This is a genomic window from Arthrobacter sp. NPDC097144, assembly GCF_044762205.1.
GTDB lineage: Bacteria > Actinomycetota > Actinomycetes > Actinomycetales > Micrococcaceae > Arthrobacter_B.
Window position 1 is genome coordinate 248,687 of the sequence record NZ_JBIWDW010000001.1, and the last position, 18,875, is coordinate 267,561.

Annotated in this window: 17 protein-coding genes; 10 read left to right on the forward strand and 7 right to left on the reverse strand. The window is 63.8% G+C overall.

Going from position 1 to position 18,875, the window contains the following annotated elements; genetic code table 11:
* Positions 1-646: 646 nt before the first annotated feature.
* Positions 647-2,317 (forward strand): carboxylesterase/lipase family protein, encoded by a 1,671-nt coding sequence (locus ACIQXM_RS01120; protein WP_400926348.1) that lies wholly within the window; start codon positions 647-649, stop codon positions 2,315-2,317.
* Positions 2,318-2,728: 411 nt separating this feature from the next.
* Here the strand turns inward: ACIQXM_RS01120 and ACIQXM_RS01125 are convergent, their stop codons facing one another.
* Positions 2,729-4,435: a M28 family peptidase gene (locus ACIQXM_RS01125; protein ID WP_400926351.1), complete on the reverse strand. Its 1,707-nt coding sequence runs from the start codon at positions 4,433-4,435 to the stop codon at positions 2,729-2,731.
* Between the two features lie 341 nt (positions 4,436-4,776).
* On the opposite strand from ACIQXM_RS01125, the gene ACIQXM_RS01130 reads away from it, so the two are divergent.
* The 4 genes from ACIQXM_RS01130 (at position 4,777) to nhaA (ending at position 8,796) form a co-directional block, all read left to right on the forward strand.
* The gene (locus tag ACIQXM_RS01130) at positions 4,777-5,511 is read left to right on the forward strand and encodes a hypothetical protein (protein ID WP_400926353.1); all 735 of its coding nucleotides are present in this window, start codon (positions 4,777-4,779) and stop codon (positions 5,509-5,511) included.
* A gap of 1,081 nt (positions 5,512-6,592) precedes the next feature.
* Positions 6,593-7,096 (forward strand): DUF2505 domain-containing protein, encoded by a 504-nt coding sequence (locus ACIQXM_RS01135; RefSeq protein WP_400926356.1) that lies wholly within the window; start codon positions 6,593-6,595, stop codon positions 7,094-7,096.
* A 3-nt stretch (positions 7,097-7,099) separates the two neighbouring features.
* A complete protein-coding gene (locus ACIQXM_RS01140; RefSeq protein ID WP_400926359.1) occupies positions 7,100-7,333 on the forward strand; it encodes an SCO4848 family membrane protein in 234 nt (77 codons plus the stop codon).
* A 68-nt stretch (positions 7,334-7,401) separates the two neighbouring features.
* Positions 7,402-8,796, forward strand: coding sequence for a Na+/H+ antiporter NhaA (gene nhaA, locus ACIQXM_RS01145; protein ID WP_400926362.1), 1,395 nt, complete (start codon positions 7,402-7,404; stop codon positions 8,794-8,796).
* 13 nt (positions 8,797-8,809) lie between these two features.
* Here nhaA and ACIQXM_RS01150 read toward each other — a convergent pair whose 3' ends face one another.
* From ACIQXM_RS01150 to ACIQXM_RS01175, 6 genes are all read right to left on the reverse strand, one after another.
* A complete protein-coding gene (locus ACIQXM_RS01150; protein WP_400926365.1) occupies positions 8,810-9,694 on the reverse strand; it encodes a hypothetical protein in 885 nt (294 codons plus the stop codon).
* A gap of 155 nt (positions 9,695-9,849) precedes the next feature.
* Positions 9,850-10,371, reverse strand: coding sequence for a hypothetical protein (locus ACIQXM_RS01155; RefSeq protein ID WP_400926367.1), 522 nt, complete (start codon positions 10,369-10,371; stop codon positions 9,850-9,852).
* Positions 10,364-11,302 carry a hypothetical protein gene (locus ACIQXM_RS01160; RefSeq protein ID WP_400926370.1) on the reverse strand — a complete coding sequence of 313 codons (939 nt, stop codon included), beginning with the start codon at positions 11,300-11,302 and terminating at the stop codon, positions 10,364-10,366. Before ACIQXM_RS01160 ends, ACIQXM_RS01155 begins: the two co-directional genes overlap by 8 nt.
* The gene (locus ACIQXM_RS01165) at positions 11,302-12,054 is read right to left on the reverse strand and encodes a signal peptidase I (RefSeq protein WP_400926373.1); all 753 of its coding nucleotides are present in this window, start codon (positions 12,052-12,054) and stop codon (positions 11,302-11,304) included. The genes ACIQXM_RS01160 and ACIQXM_RS01165 overlap by 1 nt, the downstream gene beginning before the upstream one ends.
* Positions 12,055-12,062: 8 nt before the next feature.
* Positions 12,063-12,635, reverse strand: coding sequence for a hypothetical protein (locus ACIQXM_RS01170; protein WP_400926376.1), 573 nt, complete (start codon positions 12,633-12,635; stop codon positions 12,063-12,065).
* A 97-nt stretch (positions 12,636-12,732) separates the two neighbouring features.
* Complete coding sequence (locus tag ACIQXM_RS01175) at positions 12,733-13,278, reverse strand: alternate-type signal peptide domain-containing protein (RefSeq protein ID WP_400926379.1); 546 nt, start codon at positions 13,276-13,278, stop codon at positions 12,733-12,735.
* Positions 13,279-13,565: 287 nt separating this feature from the next.
* Between ACIQXM_RS01175 and ACIQXM_RS01180 the strand changes: the two genes are divergently transcribed.
* The 5 genes from ACIQXM_RS01180 (at position 13,566) to ACIQXM_RS01200 (ending at position 18,679) form a co-directional block, all read left to right on the forward strand.
* Positions 13,566-14,141, forward strand: coding sequence for a low molecular weight phosphatase family protein (locus tag ACIQXM_RS01180; RefSeq protein WP_400926382.1), 576 nt, complete (start codon positions 13,566-13,568; stop codon positions 14,139-14,141).
* A gap of 134 nt (positions 14,142-14,275) precedes the next feature.
* The gene (locus tag ACIQXM_RS01185; RefSeq protein ID WP_400926385.1) at positions 14,276-14,677 is read left to right on the forward strand and encodes a VanZ family protein; all 402 of its coding nucleotides are present in this window, start codon (positions 14,276-14,278) and stop codon (positions 14,675-14,677) included.
* 242 nt (positions 14,678-14,919) lie between these two features.
* Positions 14,920-15,282: a hypothetical protein gene (locus ACIQXM_RS01190; protein WP_400926388.1), complete on the forward strand. Its 363-nt coding sequence runs from the start codon at positions 14,920-14,922 to the stop codon at positions 15,280-15,282.
* 106 nt (positions 15,283-15,388) lie between these two features.
* Positions 15,389-17,134: an ATP-binding protein gene (locus ACIQXM_RS01195; protein WP_400926391.1), complete on the forward strand. Its 1,746-nt coding sequence runs from the start codon at positions 15,389-15,391 to the stop codon at positions 17,132-17,134.
* An 858-nt stretch (positions 17,135-17,992) separates the two neighbouring features.
* Positions 17,993-18,679, forward strand: coding sequence for a 7-cyano-7-deazaguanine synthase (locus tag ACIQXM_RS01200; protein WP_400926394.1), 687 nt, complete (start codon positions 17,993-17,995; stop codon positions 18,677-18,679).
* Positions 18,680-18,875 lie beyond the last annotated feature (196 nt).

Sequence of the window (18,875 nt, forward strand, 5' to 3'; positions counted from 1 at the left end):
GCTGAGGAACCCCGGGGCTTTTGTTCCAGACTACCCGGTGCTCCGGGGCGGTTTGGGCCTCGTCCGCTGCAGGCTGAGAGCCGGTGCAGCCGCTGCAGCGAGTCCCGGCCCGGCCCGGGTGCCGAGTGTCGAGCTCCTGCCACTTACCCGCGCCGAGCCCCGCCGAGTGTAGAGCTCATGTGGCTTACCCCCGCCGAGTGTCGAGCTCCTGCCGCTCACCCCCTGCCGAGTGTCGAGCTCCTGCGGCTTACCCCCGCTCACCCCCTGCCGAGTGTAGAGCTCCTGCGGCTTTCCCCCGCCGACCCCCGCCGAGTGTAGAGCTCTTGCAGGAATGCGCTCGGCGAAGGCACATGAGCGCAGCACTCGATGTTCCTTTGCGCCACTATCTCGACATTCGAGGGCACCGCTCCCGGACTCTAGCCCCCGGTGACGGGCATGAGTAGAGAAACATGGGCGCGCTCATTATTTATGGCGCAATAACGCTTCAGGGGTGCAAAAACGGTTGCCCGGCCTGGATCCGCACTCAATACTCGGCGGACGCAGCGTTCACTCGCACCCCACAAAACTGTCCGGGACGCTGCCGTACCGGAAGTTCAAACGGCAATGGAGCCCGTTGTGGGCCCTGCCGCCTACAAGTGAGGTTCCAATGATTACAAGCAGGAAAGCGCGGCCCTGGCTGGCCGCCGGAATTGCGGCTGCTCTAACGGTCACGGGAGTTGTCTCCGTGAGCGGTGCGGTCGCCAACTCGCCCGGGTACGAAGCATCGGATTACGGTGATTCGGATTATGGCGATTCGAAGTCCGGATCCGGATACCGGGGTCAATACCCTGTGGTGTCCACAACCAACGGCGCAGTAAAAGGCGTAGCGACGTCGATGGTGACTTCCTATAAGGGCATCCCCTACGCAGCGCCCCCGGTCGGGGAACTGCGGTGGAAAGCCCCGGCGGCGGCAGCACCCTGGGACGGGGTCCTCGATGCCACGCGGTTTGGCGGTACCTGCACCCAGGGAACCGGGTGGGATCCCGGCTATGACCAGCCGACCCTGAACGAGGACTGCCTGTACCTCAATGTCTACAGCCCCAGTGAGCCGTCCTCGAAGAAGCTCCCGGTGTTCGTCTGGAACCACGGCGGAGGCAACGTTGCCGGCGCGGGACGCGACACCGACCCCACGAAGTTCATCACCAAGACCGAAGCCGTCTACGTCACGATCAACTACCGGGTGGGTGCAATGGGCTGGCTGGATACGGCCGGGCTGGAGGCTGACAACCCCGACGGCGCCGCCGGCAACTTTGGGCTTCTCGACCAGCAGGCAGCCTTGAAGTGGATCCGGGAGAACATCCGGAAGTTCGGCGGTGACCCCCGGAACGTCACCCTGGCCGGGCAATCTGCCGGAGCCTCGAACACCTGTGCTCAGATGGCTTCACCCGGAGCCAAGGGCCTCTTCGACCGGGCCATCCTGCAGAGCGGCGGATGCTCGGCCCGTACACCGGAGGCAGCCCGCCAATCAGGTGCCTCGTTCACGACGGCGATCGGCTGCCCCGATCCCGCCACGGAACTGGCCTGTCTGCGGGGGAAGACTCCGGCCGAGGTCCTTGCTGCGCAGACGGCGGCCCGGCAGAGCGGGCCCGTTTACGGGAACGCTGTTCTTCCCGAGGATCCGCTGGCATTGCTGAAGGCCCGCAAGCTCACCGACCTTCCGGTCATTGTGGGCGGAACCGCCGACGAGTCGCAGCAGAGTGTTTTCGGGGCGTACGACTACGTCAATAATCCGATCACCGAGCAGATGCTCGCGGAACTGATCTCCGCCACTTATCCGGCCGATGCGGCCGCCGTCGCTGCCGCGTATCCGGCCGCCAATTACGCCTCCCCCACCGTCGCATGGGGAGACGTCCAGAGTGACCAGCGTGCGTGCCGCGACCAGACCCTGCGGGACCGGCTGGGTGCGGACACCAGGACCTACGCCTACGAGTTCGCAGAAAAGAACGGTCCGGCGTTCACCTCTATTTGGCGTCTGGGCACGGACTATCCGTTTGGCGCCACACACGTCAATGACCTTGGCTACCTGTGGGACTACCTCGGAACCGCGCTCCCGTTCAGCAGCGAACAGGTGCAGCTCTCAGACCAGATGATCAGCTACTGGTCCAGCTTCGCCGAGGACGGACGCCCCGATGTGAAATACGCACCGCGGTGGCCGAAGTACCGCCCACAGGGAAACATGCTGCAGTTCGCCGCTCCCAGCGCCCAGGTTGTCAGCCGCGCAACGATCGATGCTGAACACGGATGCGACCTGTGGGACCGGGTGAGCCCGGCCGCCTGATCCATACAGGGCTCATTCGCCGAGCCCATTCCGGATTTCTCCTCCACAAGCAGCCGCCGCCCGTCTCATGACGGGCGGCGGTTCTGTGCGGAGCGAGTGTAGAGCTCCTGCCGGAATGCGCGTCTCAAAGCGGCATGAGCGCAGCAATGGATGTTCCTATGCGCCACTATCTTGACACTCGACGACAGCGACGACGACGGTGACGACGGCGGTGACGACGGCGACGGCCACGACGAGAGGTTGATTCTCCGGCAGCCGTGCAGAACAGACAGAAGTGCCCAAAGGAAAAGACGTGCACAAGAGGAAGGGCGGAAGGCCGCTGACTCCGGCCTCCCGCCCTCCCCGGCACCCGGGTGCATACCGCCCGGGCACCCTTGCTTCACTGCATTACTGCGTCACTTCACCACTGCATTACTTCACTGCTTCGTTGCCGCGGTACTGCATGTCAGTGCCGGACGGTGCCACCCGCTGCTGCTTCACGTCCTCACCGCCACGCAGATCCGCGTCCGTCCGGGCGAAGGTCAGCACGGAATGCGCCACGGCGTCGGCCATCTGATCCAGTCCGCGGCGGTTGATGTTCCCGAGGTCGTCGCACTTCTGGTGGTAGCAGGGGTCGTAGGCTTCCCCCGCAGTCCCGCCGAACAGCGCTGCTTCCTCGTCGGTCTTGATGCCCTCGGCGCCGCTGAACAAACCGCCGGCCGGGATCCGTGCATCAGCAAACGCGGCGTAATCCGACCGCCCGTCAAACGCGGTGGGTGCCGAAGCCAGACCCTGCCCGGCGAAGTACTCCTCGAAGACGCGTTCAATCTCGCCCGAACCCGTCGGGCTCGGATTCTCATCGTCTCCGAACGCAGAACCGTCGCCGTCGTACACAAAGCGGACCAGGTTCGGCGAACCCAGCATGTCGAAGTTCAGGTTCGCCAGGGTGCCGTCGAGGCCGGCCTGATCTAGCTGGGACACGTAGTAGTCCGAGCCCACCAGCCCGTTCTCTTCCCCGCCCCAGAAGGCAAAGCGGACCCGGTTCTGCAGCGGGTGCCGCTTGGTGGATTCGGCAAGCTGGATGGCGGTTTCCAGGATGGTGGCGCTGCCGCTGCCGTTGTCATTGATCCCGGATCCTGCGGGAACGGAATCCAGGTGTGCGCCGACGACGACGGTGCGGTTGGCAGCTCCGCTGGCCGTGTCCGCCGTGATGTTGAAGGAGTTGGTGGTCTCCACTCCCGAATCAATGTTGAGCCGCAGTTCCACGCCGTCAATGCCGGCAAGAGCCTCGCCCAGGGCAAAGGTGGTGCCGACGGCCGGGATGGCTGACAGTTCCGTACCCAGGGTGCCGTTGATCAGCACGCTGCGGTCCTCGTTGGGGTCCGCGTTGCCCTGGTTGAAGATGACGACGCCGGCCGCGCCGGCCGCTGCGGCGTTGTCCACTTTGATCTCGAAGGAGCAGATTCCGCGCTGGATCAGTGCAATGTTGCCGGCGGGAAAGCCGGTGAAATCTTCAGCCTCGCAGCCGGAGGTGCTGGCGCGGTCCCCGGTGAGATTGATGTCCACCGCGCTGACCGGTGCCGTGACATCCCCCGGGCCGGAGTAGCTCATGGTGGTGAAGTCGGTCCCCGCCGTGTACGCGGTGGCCGTCGGCGCGGTTTGCTCCAGGGATTCGCTGGTCAACTCAAACCCGTCATAGGTGAAATTCTGCCGTACCGGCTTGTACCCGGCCCGGCGCAGCTGGTCCTCGATGTACTGTCCGGATGCCTCGTAACCCGGCGTGCCGTCGGCCCGGTTCCCGTCGTTGGCATCGGCGGCGTCCTGCAGTCCTTCCAGATGGTCAAAGACGTTGTGCAGCGTGACCTTGGCGCGCAGTCTTTCGCTCTCGCCCTTGACCGGTTTGACCGGCTTCCCGGGCTTCCAGGGTTTGCCCGGCCGGCCCGGTTTGCCGGGATGGTGGCCCTTGCCGCTGTCCGTGGCGGCAGCGGTGCCGTCCCCGGCTGTGCCGTCCGCAGCTGTGCCGTCCGTCACCGTGGTGCGGGCTGCCCCGGATTCGGCGAACACCGGTCCGGCGGTTCCGGCGGTGAGAACAACAGCGGCTGCGAGCGCAGTTCCGCGGAGGATACGTGGTGTTTTCATGCTTCCCCTCATGGGTGCGAGTGATTTCCCGTGCCGGCGGAGCGTGAGCAGCCGCCGGGTTCCGGCCCCTCCCCAGGGAAGCCGTGCCGCAGACGGTAAGGCACGGAACCGTGTCCGGGAAGCGAAAGCCCGGCAACCGGGGCGCAGTTGAGCAAAAAACCCACCTCCCGCCGTCGTACCTGTTCTCAGCGGCGACGGCGGCGGCTAGGTTGGGAAGTTTTTCCCGGGCATCGCCCGGCGGCGCCCCAATGCGCGGCAGTGTTCTGGTTTTTCATTCCCTCCCCTGCCACGCTGGAATGGCACGGGCGCACGCCGATCCCACCGTACGTAAGGACTGCCCCATGGCACGCAAAGCATTCCTCCTGGCCAGCGCACTCCTCCTGTCCCTGTTCGCCCTGGCCGGCTGCAATGACAATGAATCCGGGGGCGGTTCGTACTCGGCTGACAATGAAGAGGCCACCTCCACCCCAACGGCCAGTCCGGAGTCCTCGGGCGCGGACACGGCGGCGGCCTGCGCGTCCGCTTCTCCGGGGAGCGCGGCGCAGGAAAGCTGTGAGGCGCAGGGCGTCCCGGGAGTGACCGAGGACCCCGACCGCTGCGGCACCACCACCCCCAGCCCCATTGCCAGCGGCATCATCCAGGGCACGTTCGGCACGTACTGCGAGAACGCCATCGCCAGCACCTATGACACCTCCTTTGTGCCCGACGGCGCTGACACCACCATCACGGTCAATGACACCGATGCGGACACCACACTGGAGATGATCGTGCGCGGCTTCGCGCCGAACACGGAGTTCACCGCCGAGCTGCACCAGAAGCTGTGCGGCGCCGATCCCTCCGATGCCGGCGAGGAGTACGAGGACACCGGGAACGCGGACTCGGATGACCTGAGCCTGGACTTCACCACCGACCGCGACGGCGGCTCCACCGCCAGCGTCACCGTGCCGTGGGTCCTGCCCGACGACGGCATTGGCCGCTCGCTGCTGATCACCCTGGACGACGGCGAGACCGCCAGCCCGAGCCCGGATCCGGCGGGCGATGACCGGGCCGTGGCCTGCGTGAGCCTGGAACGCTGACGGAAACCTGCGTGCCTACCCGGGGTCGAACTTATCTTTGCTCCCGAAAAGAAGCGATCATGGCCTGAATCTTCCGGTGCTCGTCTGTCGTTATGTAGGCCTGCGCTTCTTGGAGAGTTCCGAACTCATGGTTTGAAGTGAAAAGGACATCTCGTTTATCGTTTCCGTCCCCGCTTGGTGATCCCGTTACTACGGTCCCAATCCCATACATCATGCTCGTGAGCAGGTCTTGAGGCACCGGATAGATGACCCGCGATAATGACGTAACTAGGTAGACGTTCTCACCTTCGTTGTAACGCGCCTTGTCGCTCGGGATGCCGGATAGATCCATCGCCATGGACCGTACAACAAACGCCCCGGAACCTGACAATGGAGCCTGCCCGGCCCAGTCGCCCATGTAAACGGCAGGGCGGATCTGACAAGAGTTCGGAGGAGTGCATTCAGGGGGTTGCCACCTGTACAGGATCGTGAGGACAGCGATTTCTCTTCCATCCGGGCCCAAGACTAACGCCGTGCCTGTTTCCCCTCCCTCTTCCACTCTCCAGCCAACTGGATAGTCGAAGGAGTACTGCACGTCGTTTGCCGACCCGGAGAATGTGCTCAGAGGTTCGAAAGCGTTTCTGTCTTCTGCTTGAGCGGAGGATGCTGCATTGAGCGACGGTACGGCGGTTGCCGGCGCGGCAGTTGTGGGCTCAGCTGATGACGACGCGGCGGGCGATTGGGAACGCGCAGCTGGCGCGGGAGTCGGAGTCGCTGTCTGGGTACCGCCCGGAGCAGGTCCGTTGCATGCGCAGAGGGTAGCTGAAAGAGCCAGGGCGACTGCGGCAAAGACGGATCGATTTGGACGCTTCATGTGGGTCTCCTAGATGCGGTGATGCCCGTCACTAAATCGTAGGGCTCTACAGTTCTGCGAAGGAGTCACCCGTTCTGCACCTACTCAGGTACTACACCCGAGAATCCCATGAGCACGGACCGTTTCGGAGCTGGGGACCGCCGCAGATTAGGATGATTGCGGGCCGGTTGAGCCGTGCGCACCTGTGCACTGCACGCCGGCAAAGCGACTTACCTATCTGGAGGACCCATGGCCCTGAACGCCTCGACCACCCTGCCCCACGACGTCCGGACCGTCACTGACACGTTCACCAATGAGGACTTCCTGCGCAGCGTCAGCGAACACGTTGGCGGCTCCCTGGTCTCGGCCACCGTGGACGGCGACACCGCCGGGGCGTTTGTCCTGACCGCAGTGCGCACCCTGCCCACCGACCGGCTGCCGGACATGGCCAAGAAGTTTGTGGGCGCCACGCTCACCGTCACGCAGAAGGAACACTGGGCGGCTCCCGCGGCCGACGGTTCCCGCGAGGCCTCCGTTGACCTCTCCGTGGGCGGTGTTCCGCTGAAGGTTTCCGCCACCCAGCGCCTGGTGCCCCTGAACGGGGGAACCCGTGTGGACGTGGACGGCAAGGTCAGCTCCTCCATTCCGTTCCTGGGCGACAAGATCGCCAAGGCCGCCGAGCCCATGATCGGCAAGGCCCTGACCATCCAGGCCGGCCAGGCCGGCAAGTGGATCGAAAGCCGCAAGGCCTGATCCGTGGATAACGGCATTGTCCTTCCCACCGCCCTTGCGGTCATCCTGATCATCGGCGGCCTGTGGTCCCTGATTGTCTGGCCGCCGTACCTCATCGAGGCCTACAAGAGCCCGAAGGCCCGCGACGAGAACGGTGCCCCCACCCGGTACCTGACCGTGAACCTGATGAAGGTCACCACGTCCATGATCTTTGGCCTGGTCACCGTCATCGTGGGTTTCCGCGCCCTGATCGGCTAAAGCTCATGGGCTAACCGCCCCGGATGGTGCCAAACTTCGGATATCCGTTTTTCTGTCCGAGGAGCTCCATGGCACCGGATCCGCAGAACACCCCCGCCGGCAGGCCCGTGCCGCCCCGCCGTACGCACGGCACGGTGCCGGCCCGCTCCAGCTATCCGGAGTTCCTGCGCATCGGTGAAATCCTGCGCAAGGAAACGGTGGGCGGGGTGCTCCTGCTCATCGCCACGGTGGCCGCACTGATTTGGGCCAACTCCCCGGCGTCGGGCTCCTACTTTGCCGTCCGCGACTTCGAGTTCGGCTACGAACCCTGGCACCTAAAGCTCAGCGTGGGCGCCTGGGCCGCGGACGGCCTGCTGGCCATCTTCTTCTTCCTGGTGGGGCTGGAGCTCAAGCGCGAATTCGTGGCCGGAGACCTGCGCCAGATCAGCAAGGCGATCGTGCCGGTAGCGGCGGCGGCGGGCGGCGTCGTCGTTCCCGCCCTGATCTATACGGCCGTCAACCTCGCCGCCGGCACGGACGCGCTGCGCGGCTGGGCCATTCCCACCGCCACCGACATTGCCTTTGCGCTGGCGGTGCTCGCGGTGATCAGCTCCCACCTGCCCTCGGCCCTGCGGATCTTCCTGCTGACCCTGGCGGTGGTGGATGACCTGATTGCCATCACCATCATCGCGTTCTTCTACTCCGAAGACGTGCACCTGCTTTACCTGCTGATCATGCTCGCCCCGCTGGCCCTGTTCCTGTTCCTGGCGCAGACTCGACGGCGGTTCTTCGCCACCCGTCCCGCGGCGGCCTGGCTGATCCTGCTGCCGGTGGGGGTGGCGGTGTGGGCGCTGATGCATGCATCCGGAGTGCACGCCACCGTGGCCGGAGTGCTGCTGGGCTTCTGCATCCCGGTGCTGCGCCGCGGCCCGGACGGCAAACCGGTGCCGCCGCAGCCGGGCAAGCCGGGCCTGGCCGAAATCTTCGAGCACCGCTTCCGGCCGGTCTCCACCGGTTTTGCGGTGCCGGTGTTCGCGTTCTTTTCCGCCGGCGTGGCGATCGGCGGTGTCAGCGGGCTGGGGTCGGCGCTGACCGATCCGGTGGCCCTGGGCATTGTGGCCGGGCTGGTGGCCGGCAAGCCGCTGGGCATCCTCGCCACCACGTGGGTGGTTACCGCATCCACCCGGGCCCGGCTGGATTCCGCCGTGAAGTGGATCGACCTGCTGGGCATCGGCATTCTCGCCGGCATCGGTTTCACGGTATCCCTGCTGGTCAATGACCTCAGCTTCGATCCGGGGACCGTGCACAATGACCACGCGAAGGTGGCCATCCTGACCGCGTCAGTGACCGCTGCGGTGCTGGCCGCGGTCCTGCTGCGGATCCGCAACCGGCATTACCGGCTGGTGGAGGCGGAAGAGACGGCTGATGCGGACCGGGACGGGATTCCGGATGTGTTTGAAACGGACGACGACGGCGGGGGCTAGCTGAGGCGGCGCGTCAGCAGGTTTGGCCCCACGTGTAGAACTGGTAGCCCTGCAGGTATACGGGGTCACCGGCTCGCGCGCCGTTCATGGGTTGGACCCGAACGCTGTAGGTGGCGAAGTACGGCGCGTCGCCGCTTTCCGGTGAGGGGCGCATAATCCGGAAGGAAGCGCTGGTGCCCGTCACCGATATCTCCCCGCCGTAGGTCCTGTCCGCATTGAGCATCGTCACGGAGTAGCCGGTTGCGCCGCTGGAGGCTGACCATTGCACCCGCAAATCCGTGTAACCCTGGGCTCCGCCTACCGTCACCGGATCTATGCACTTGATCGGAGCCACGCTTCCCAAAGGTGAAGCTCCCGTGGCCGCACTCCAATAGCAGTTGCTGCCGTTTCGATGATCGTACTGGTACGTGAAGTACAGCGGGTCTCCGGCAACATTTCCCGTCATGGGCATCACCCGGACGGTGTATTTCGTGTAAAACGGAGCAATTCCGTCCTGCTGGTCGCCGTTGCTCTTGGACTGCAGCCGCTTGAACTGAAAGGAAACTCGAGGCTGGGTTACTGTCTTTTCGTCCAGCTTGGTGACGCCGTCGGCAAACTTGTAGTCGGGGTTGGTGGATTTCACCGTCACCACATAGGTGGTGGCGGAGGCTGCGGCCGTCCACCCAAAGTTGATGTCAGCGTAGGTGTTGTTCGCCATTTGTTCGTGACTCAGGGCCGGCGAGCAGGACGCCAGGGAGGGTGTTCCCGGCCGCGCCGTCAGGGCAGGGTTTGCAGTCGCGAGGGTTGTCCCGGCCGGAACAGCCGGGACCTCGGAACGGGTAGTCCCGTTGATGGTGGCCACGGTAGCCGACTGGCTCCAGTAGGCGTAGGCAATGGTGCTGCCAGCGCCCAGCACCACGGTCAGGACAAAAGCTACGGCCGCAACCCGGAAGCCCGGGAGGGCACGCAGCCGCTGAAACAGGCGGCGGTTCTCCGGCGGCTGCGGTGGTCCCGGCTGATCAGCAGAAATGGTTTGTCCTTAACTTCATGCAGTACTACGGGAATCGGCCAGTTCTAGGACCTGCAGGGAAAGCCTGCAATTCCCAGGTTCTGGTATCCCATCATGACAGGGGTGCTGGGTTCAGAAGAAAACAACAGGTCTGCAGGTGCAATGCGCACGGTTGTAGTTGATGGAAATCGGACAATGGCTGTTTGAACGGTCACCGTCAATGGATATTCCCGAAAGGAATAACCCAGCTCGTCCTTGAGATCGAGATAATACGGCTCAACCCGGACAGTTCCCCGGGGAAGCGCGTACGATACCGGGCTGTTCAAAAGCCTGGAATCAAAAGTGACGATGTAGCGCGCTTCCGGATCCATCCCGGCAGTGTTAGTCCATTCAATCCGGTTGATGAAGCTTGATTGGCACCGGGCATCTGTAGGAACAGGGGTTTGCGGCCGCGCTGTCTGTCCGGAAATGCTCACGCTGGCCTGCTGACTCCAGTAGGCAAATGCGGCTGTACCGCCAATTCCCAGCGCAACGGTGAGGACAAAGGCCACCGCGGCAGCGCGCAGGCCAGGGATCTTCCTACTCATCCAACTGCCGCTTCCGGAATCGAAGAACCGCGGCAGCAGCCAGAAGCACGGACATGGCTATCAGGAGCGTGCCCTGCAGCGTCCGAATAATTGGTTCCACCGTGCTCTGGAAACCGGCCGGGATGATGGCGGCTTGAGGATTCTGTTCAGCCGGACCGCCGGCCTGCGGCAGCCCGGCTTCCATCGCCTCGTTGGCTTGCCCGCCACTGTCCCCGCGCTCGGGCAGAGCTGCCGGGAAGACGCTGTTAGGCGCCGGCTGCGGCATCCCGCGTGTTCCTTGCAGGGCTGTGACTTCTGAAGGCCCGCGCGCTCCCGTCGGACCGGAGGTATTGGCGGTTGTTCCAGATTCACCCGGCGGCTGTGTTGGATTCCCCAGAGCAGCGCAGGCGGTCCTGGATACGGCGTCCGTGGATTCCAGCAGGAAGACAACGTCGAAGTCCGCCGAGCGGTTCATCGTGTCATTGGGAGCATCCACCGCCAGGTCGAGGACCAGCCGCATCTCGCGTTCTTCCCCCGGCTTGAGTTCCCACGCATCCTGCAGATCAGTGCAGGAGCCGGAGCCCCCGAGCGAAACGCGGGGCGACAGGCCGGATTCCTTGCCGGTTCGAAGACCCAGATAGTTGTTCATCTCCGGATCAGAACGGACGACGACGGCGGCCGAGGCCAACCGGGCCGGGTCTTCGCTGTTGTTGCGGACCCAGAGAGTGGCGCCGCGTGTGCCGCCGGGAACGTAATCAGTGGATTCACCGAAGACCGGGCCGGCAACCGTTGAGGTGAAGGTCTCGCCGTCGAGGCTGAATTCCAGGTAATCGCCGGCCGCGAAAGCGCCGGGTGCTCCGGCCAGGGACACCACCGTGCCGACAACACCGGCAACAGATGCTCCGATCAGACTCCGGCGCCATCCCGCAGCAGGTGCTGTGTGCGGGCTCATCAGACGGTTGCGTGCTTCCGGGCCTCGAGGCGGTGTACATGGTTGTTGAGGTCGCCGCGGAGCTCGTCGTGATCGCAGCCGTCACAGTCGGTCAGGATGGGATCGTCGTGGCGGGGCTCATTGCCGTCGCCTTCGGCCGGGCCGAAGTCCGGGAAAACAAACGGGTCATTGTTGTTGCCGCGGCTGCCTTCATCCGGTTCGCCCTCGTTGCGCTTCTTGGCAAGAGCGCCGCGGACCAGGGCCACCACTCCGTATCCCATGAGGGCAACGGCACCCCATTGCGCCATGGCGCCGCGGTCAGAATTGCCGAGGCCGTTGGCCACAAAGCCTACGTACGGTACGGCGTAAAAGAGCTTGCCTTTGACCTGGACTTCGCGCACGGGCAATTCGTCCTCGACGTCGTTGTTGTCACCCTTGGTAATGAACACAATCTCACCACTTTGTTCGGCGGTGACGGAGGTGATGCGGTGCGTGATGACGGCGGGGGAACCCGACTCGATCTGGTAGGTGATGATGTCCCCCACCTTCAGTTCCTCGAAGGGAACGGGCTTGACGACCAGGAAGGTTCCGGGAGCATATTTGGGAGCCATGGAGCTGGTGAGGACGCTGTAGGTCTGGGATCCGGTGATCATGGGAACGGCCACGAGAACGAGGGCGGCGAGAGCAGCGAGGCAGAGCGCAACGTAGCTGAGGCAGGTACCGATGAACCCCAGGGGGCTGGTGGTGGTTTCTGCTTTAGTGCGAGCGCTCATGATTCTTCCTATCCTCGTGGTGTTACTTGGGTTCCGGGCGCCAGTTGCGTCACGGTGAGGTTTGCCGGGATTTGGATGGCCTTACCGAGTTGTGCGGTAGGCGTGGCCGCGTTGAGTTCCACTGCAACGCAGACGTTTTGCGTGGCTCCCAGGGCCAATGCCCGGGAGATACCGTTCGGAGCTTCCTTGTACGACGCCGCAGCTACTGCCTGGCAGGTGCCGCCCGGAGCCGGCACGAAAGTCTTGACCACCAGGTTTCCGCCGAATCTATCCACCGGCACCAGGGTGAGGTCAAAACCGAGCCGCAGCGGGGAAGCCGCCGTGACATTCACGTTGTTTCTAATCTCGATAGCCGCGTAAGCGGTTTTTCCACGGGCCAGCTCACCGATGGGGAGCTGAACCTGCGTTCCCCTCATGTCCACTCCGTTGACCAGAATGCTGAAGTCCGCGGCTTGGACGGTTGAAGGGGCGGTGTTTACTGTGGCGTTCCACAGCGCGTAGCTTCCCTGGACCGTCATCAGCCCGAGCGCGACGGCGACGAGGATGAGTCCTGCCGCTTTCAGTGCTCGAAGGCTCTTCACGGAATGCATCTCCAGGGAACAGGTTGTGCGCGGAACATGCGCTCCGCGCACAACCAGGGGTTAGAACAAGGTGGCGTTAGCCGGTGCTGCTGGGCCGTTACGGCTTGGTGGCCGGGGCCTGCTGGTCCAGCTTGTAGGTGATGGCGCCAAAGGTGGCATTGGCGTTGACGCTGCTCTGTGCCTGGTCAAGCCTGTTGTTGAAGGTGAACTTGGCCGAAGCGATGATGTCTCCGGAGTCAGCGGGCTTCAGGATCGCCGGGATTGCCGTGCCGTCGGCCTTCTTCAGGGTGGGTGCTTCAACGGTCACATCTGCGGCAGCGAATCCGCCGTTGCCGAAGACCGGCTGTGTCGCGCTGATCTTGGCCGTCATCAGGTCACCAGTGAGCTTGACGTTCAGCTTCTGGGTGTAGGTCAGGACGTCGCCCGGAACCACCTTGTAAGTGTTCAGATCCACCACGGTGCCAACAGCGTTGGTCCATTTGCCTTCGCCGCCCACAACCGGCGACAGCTGCAGGTCACCGGCAGTGATCGAGCCGCTGGCGGTGGTCTCGGCGTCGTTCCAGATGGCGAGGGTTCCGCCGCCGCCGAGGAGGAGTGCTGCGCCTACGCCGATTGCCAGTGCGCCTTTAGCCATCTTGTTCATTGTGTTCCCCTTGTTCATTGTGTTTGAAATCTTTTCGGCCTGAGGAAGGTTTTCCTTGCCGCTGGGTATTACTTTGCCGCCCGGTCCTCAAGAAACAACGCGCTCTTCCCGCAGGGTTGATGCAACGTTTGGCCAATGCACAAGGCCGGCACAAGGTAACCTCAAGATCGACGCAATGAACCGTGGATTGTCCGCAAAAGCCCGTTTCAGCGCCCCAAAAGCATTCCAAAGCAGTCGCAGTAACCGCAAAAGCAGCCCCAAGAACGCGCAATTCGAAGCCCGGAGACATGAGCACCAATACCCCGTTCCGCATCCTGACCGTCTGCACCGGCAATATCTGCCGCTCCCCCATGGCCGAGCGTCTGCTCCAGGCCGGATTCGATGAGATGGCCCCGGGCGAGTTCACCGTCGCCAGTGCCGGCACCGGCGCCCTGGTGGGCTCCGGCATCGAACCGCACGTGGCGGGCTTCGTGAACGTTTTCGGCGGGGACTCCACCAACTTTGTCTCCCGCCAGCTCAGCTCCGACATCCTCGCCGGCCAGGATCTGGTGCTGGCCCTGAGCCGGGCGCACCGCAGCAAGATTGTGGAACTGACCCCGGGCCTGCTGCGCCGCACCTTTACTCTGCGTGAACTGGCCCGGCTGCTGCCCGAGGTGGACGGGCAGGACGACGTCGGCGCCTCCGAACGCTGGACGGCCGCCCTGAGCAGGGCGCTGCGTCTGCGCAGCGCCAATCCCGGCGGCCCGGGCGAGGACGACGTCGTGGACCCCTACCGCCGCAGCGAGGAGACCTATCAGCAGATGGTGCAGGAACTGACCCCGGCGGTGAACACGTTGCTAGCCTGGGAACGGCAGTACCGGTGACAGGAGCCGGACAGCAGCCTCCGCCTCCCCCGCCGTACCCGCCGCGGCTTTTCCCGCCGGCCCCGCAGCCGCGCCCGCTCCGGACGCATCCGTCCCGCCGGGTGCGCCAGCGCCGAACCCTGGCCGTGCTTTTTATGCTCTATATAGGGATGCTCGCGCTGGTGGTGCTCTGGCCCTCCCCCGTGGATGAGAGTTCCGGCGGCACGCTGAAGGCGATCCTGGCCAAGCTGCACGGGATGGGCGTGCCCGGGTGGGTCAATTACTCCTTCGTGGAGAATCTGGCGAACGTGCTGATGTTTGTGCCCTTTGGGCTGATCGGCGCTGCCTGGCTACCCGAGCGGCGGATCTGGCTGGCGGCTGCCGGCGGCATCGCGGCCTCCTGCCTGATTGAATCCACGCAGGCCGTGCTGCTGCCGAACCGCTTCGCCACCATTTACGACGTGACCGCCAATTCCCTCGGCGCCACCCTGGGATGCATTGCGGTTTACGCGTGGCGGAACCGCCGAGATCGCAGTAAGTGCTCGTCTGAGCGCTGAGAGATGCACGTACTGCCATCTCGCGGGGAGGGAAAGACCCGGACGCACAATCTTGCCCCGATCTTGCGTCTTCCCCGGGGCCGTTCCTGAGCTAGGGCTGGCATTGTTCTATATATCAAGCAGCCTTACAGAACACCCGGCCCCACCGCACATCACAGCGGCTCCCAGAGCGGAGGACCCCTTATGGTTCCGACAGTATCCGCTTCAACCAGCACCACTGCGCCTTCGCCCAGGGCTGGCCGATGATGGCCACGGCCGAGCACGGCCCGGACCTGATCGCCCGCGAGCAGCTCCTGGAGCTGACCGACCAGCTCGGCCCGGCGTCCTGCCGCGAGTTCATCAGCAACTTCATCAACATGTGGGAGTCCCGCTACGAGCGCCTGCGCCGTGCGGTCACCGGAGCGGACGACGCCGCCACCATGGACGTGGTGCTCAGCATCAAGATCTCCAGCGAAATGGCCGGCGCCCAACGCCTTGCCGAACTGGCCCGCTGCGCCCAGCAGCGCCTGGCGCACTCCGGTGCCGCAGCGCTTGTGTCCATGCTCGCCCTCTTCGCCGCCTGCGGCCGCGAAACCATAGCCTCCCTGCTGGCCGCCCTGGACTAGCCGCTCCATAAGAGGCCGCGCCGCAAAAGATTCGGTCAGGCGGCGCCGGACAGGCGGGTACCCTGAGAGCACGCCAGTTCGCTTATCAGGGGGAGTTTCACCAACCATGTCACGGCTCGGCACGCGTCTGCTCTCCCTGGTTGGACTGCACTCGGACTTCCACGAGATGACGCTGCGCCAGCGGGTGTGGATGAGCCAGACCCCCCTCGTGATCACCGTGGGCCTGCTCTGCATCATTTATGCGTCCCTGCTTCCGGAGATCATGGGCCGTCCGCAGTTCCAGGCCGGGCTGATGCTGGTGCTGCTCATCAGCGTGGCCGCCGCCGTCGTTCCCTGGGGCCGTCTCTGGCATCCCTCTTACTGGATTCTTCCGATCCTGGATTTTGCTGCGATCGGTGTCCTCTATCAGGGCGGGTTCGGCTTGGCCATGGGCATTTACCTGCTCAGCGTGTTTCCCGTCTTTTGGCTGGCCTGGTCCCGCGTGTCGGCGGCGGGGGCGCTGCTGCTCAGCTTTGTCGGTCCGCTGATCATCGTGTGGTATCCGGTGTTCAGCTCGCCTGAGCCCACCACCGGGCAGCGCCTGGCCGCGCCTATCCTGGGGCCACTGGTCACCCTGGCCGCGGCTTTTACGGTGGTGGTGATCCGGCGGGACATGGACTCCCGGCAGGCCGCCCTGGCACACAAGGACCAGCTGCTCGGAGACGCGCTGTTCCAAAGCACTGAACGGTCCCAGCTGCTGGACGTTGTCCTGAACGCCATCGACGTGGGCGTGCTGGTGGTCGGACCGGACGGCTCGGCCGTGCATAAGAACGAACGGATGCGCGTGCTCGATGACCGGATCCGGCCCACGGACATGGAGCACACCCAGGAACAGGACCTGCTCTTCTTCGGTTCGGACCGCACCACCGCGCTGCGCAGGGAGGAGCGGCCCGTTGTCCGGGCGTTAAAGGGTGAGGCCTTCCAGGACGTGCTGATGTGGGCCGGCCGGCCCGGCGACCTGATGGCGCTGTCCTGCTCCGCGAGCATCCTGCGCAACGAGAACGGGTTCAACGGCGCGGTCATCACGTTCAATGACGTCACGGCCCTGATGGACGCGCTCCGGGCACGGGATGACTTTGTGTCCAGCGTTTCCCATGAGCTGCGCACTCCCCTGACGTCCATCATCGGCTACCTGGACCTGGCGCAGGAAGAGGCGGAGGACACCGGGCTGAGCGGCACCATTCCGCACGCCGTGGAGGTGGCCCAGCGCAACAGCGAACGGCTGCTGAGCCTGGTCTCGGATCTGCTGGCCGCTGCCTCGGGCAGCGTGGCGCTGGATCCGCGCCCGTGTTCGGGTGAGGAAATGATCAGCGCCGGGCTGCGCTCCGCCCTGCCCCGCGCCGCGGCCGCGGGCGTGCACCTGAGCGCCGACTGCGCTCCGGGCCTGACCGTCCACGGCGATCCGCGGCGGCTGGCGCAGGTGCTGGACAACCTGCTCTCCAACGCCATCAAATACTCGCCCGACGGCGGCACCGTCACCGTGCGTGCCTGGCGAGAGCCGGGCGAGGCGATCCTGCAGGTGCAGGATGCCGGCATGGGCATGAGCGAGGAAGACCAGCGGGAGCTGTTCACCAAGTTCTTCCGCACTGGAGCGGTGCGCCGGGCCGGGATCCCCGGAGCAGGCCTGGGCCTGGCCATCACCAAGAACATTGTCGAGGCCCACGGCGGAAGCATTTCCCTGACCAGCGCCCCGGGCAAGGGATCCACTTTTACCGTGCGCATTCCGCAGCCGGCGCAGACGCCGTCCTCTACTGACGGACCGGCTCCCGCCGAGGAGATCGAAATTGCCGGAGCCGCTTCACCCTCTGAGTGACACAGCCGTCCCACAGCTGTGAGGCAGAAAGCCTGGGAGGACGTTCTCGAGGAGATTATCGATCTGGTCGCTGAGTGAATGGTGTTGGCCACCCGAGATTACGACCAAGCGCCCGAGTTCTCCGGTGAACTACCCGCGGTTCCGGGTCGTTGGCACGGCGCCAGCACTGCTGCCGCCTGCAGAAGAGGGCTATGGACGTGTCCCTCATGTGACTGTCGCTGACCAGGGAAAGGTTCGGTGAGTTTGAAGAATCGGCCGCGATCACCGCTCTGCCCGCCATGGCGGTCGCGGAGACCGATGACTGGCCCGGATTGTGGATGGTACGACGAGCTGGCGCGGCTCGACCACAATCCGTGGCTAGGATTCTTCGAGCAGTCTTGGGTGGAGAAGCAAGACGTACTGCGCGCTGCGCTGCCCGCACTGGAGATACTGGATCCCTCCCTCGGCACACATCACGCCGGCTTCTGTGCCCGAGCGCGACGGGCCCACTGGTTGGCTGTGAGTTCGCCCTGTGTTCAAGCAGCATGTGGCCACCAATATGCAGGAGTGGAACCGTTTTACGCGGCAGGATGCCGACTGAAGACGCTGCTGTCGGGCCAAGGAGTTTCTGAGGTAACCAAACCTCATTGGGGAGCGGGCTTGCGTCATCTGCTCCTGCAAAGTTGCCGACTGCAGACGGAGGGGTAAGCCTCTTTCGTATTCATTTCCCTAGTCACGCGGGTAGACCGAACGAGAACCATACGTGCGTGTAAGAGCAAGTATAATTTTTGGAAGACAATATAAATTCTTGGGGGAAACGTGTCACGCCAACTAACACTAAATGTTCTCTGGACGTCCGGATGGGACTCGACCTATCGTGTGATTGATCTGCTTTTAAATCAGTCAGCAACCGTACAGCCGTGGTATGTAATGGATTCCGGACGTCGGTCGACGAAGCGGGAACTTCAAGCGATGAAGGAAATTCGAGAAGCTCTGGAGGCCAAGGACCCTTCAGTGGCTGAGCGCTTCCTTCCGACGAAGATCTTTAAGATCGAAGACATTCCTGCTGACACAGAGGTGACTTCCGCATACGAGCGAGTAGCATCCCGGTATACCTTGGGTAGACAGTACGAATGGCTAGCCCGTCTGGCTCGCAGCCAGCAGGTAACCCTTGAGCTCGGCGTTCACCGGGATGATAAGTTCCATAATGTGCTAGGCGCAGAGATTCGCCCGACCGGAACGGGTTCATACAGTGTCGCCGGAACCTCTGACCCGGATCTAACCGCCTTCGCCAACTTTGAATTTCCAATTTTCGATATGACTAAAATCGAAATGCAACACTTCGCCGAAAAGTATGAATTCGATGACATTATGGAGATGACATGGTTTTGCTTTAGCCCTCTTTTGGATGGAAAACCGTGTGGGTTCTGCAACCCATGCAGATACACCCGCGAGGAAGGATTGGGCAGACGAGTTCCTGCGCGATCACGAACAAGACGCGCTCACCACATAGCTCTCAAGGTATTGTGGAAGGTGCGAACCACGGCAATGTCAAAGGGCAAATAGCCCCGGATGATCCGAGCGTCGGCGAACAGAGGCCCACAACGGATGCCACGGATCCCCATTTAGTCGGGCTGACTTCGCATCCCTAGTGGGTCAATCGATAAGGCCACAACCGACAGTGACCACTGGTCACGTAGCCTCCACCTGTAGTCCAGGCCAGACGGGGCGCCGCTGTGGTCCATCACCCGTTTGAAGCCAG

Excerpts from the sequence above, each read along its gene's own strand:
- ACIQXM_RS01190 (WP_400926388.1), top strand. The coding sequence starts at position 14,920 with ATGATGGCCACGGCCGAGCACGGCCCGGACCTGATCGCCCGCGAGCAG.
- ACIQXM_RS01135 (WP_400926356.1), top strand. The coding sequence starts at position 6,593 with ATGGCCCTGAACGCCTCGACCACCCTGCCCCACGACGTCCGGACCGTC.
- ACIQXM_RS01185 (WP_400926385.1), top strand. The coding sequence starts at position 14,276 with ATGCTCTATATAGGGATGCTCGCGCTGGTGGTGCTCTGGCCCTCCCCC.
- nhaA (WP_400926362.1), top strand. The coding sequence starts at position 7,402 with ATGGCACCGGATCCGCAGAACACCCCCGCCGGCAGGCCCGTGCCGCCC.
- ACIQXM_RS01130 (WP_400926353.1), top strand. The coding sequence starts at position 4,777 with ATGGCACGCAAAGCATTCCTCCTGGCCAGCGCACTCCTCCTGTCCCTG.
- ACIQXM_RS01195 (WP_400926391.1), top strand. The coding sequence starts at position 15,389 with ATGTCACGGCTCGGCACGCGTCTGCTCTCCCTGGTTGGACTGCACTCG.
- ACIQXM_RS01165 (WP_400926373.1), bottom strand. The coding sequence starts at position 12,054 with ATGAGCGCTCGCACTAAAGCAGAAACCACCACCAGCCCCCTGGGGTTC.
- ACIQXM_RS01120 (WP_400926348.1), top strand. The coding sequence starts at position 647 with ATGATTACAAGCAGGAAAGCGCGGCCCTGGCTGGCCGCCGGAATTGCG.
- ACIQXM_RS01155 (WP_400926367.1), bottom strand. The coding sequence starts at position 10,371 with ATGAGTAGGAAGATCCCTGGCCTGCGCGCTGCCGCGGTGGCCTTTGTC.
- ACIQXM_RS01125 (WP_400926351.1), bottom strand. The coding sequence starts at position 4,435 with ATGAAAACACCACGTATCCTCCGCGGAACTGCGCTCGCAGCCGCTGTT.
- ACIQXM_RS01180 (WP_400926382.1), top strand. The coding sequence starts at position 13,566 with ATGAGCACCAATACCCCGTTCCGCATCCTGACCGTCTGCACCGGCAAT.
- ACIQXM_RS01175 (WP_400926379.1), bottom strand. The coding sequence starts at position 13,278 with ATGAACAAGATGGCTAAAGGCGCACTGGCAATCGGCGTAGGCGCAGCA.
- ACIQXM_RS01160 (WP_400926370.1), bottom strand. The coding sequence starts at position 11,302 with ATGAGCCCGCACACAGCACCTGCTGCGGGATGGCGCCGGAGTCTGATC.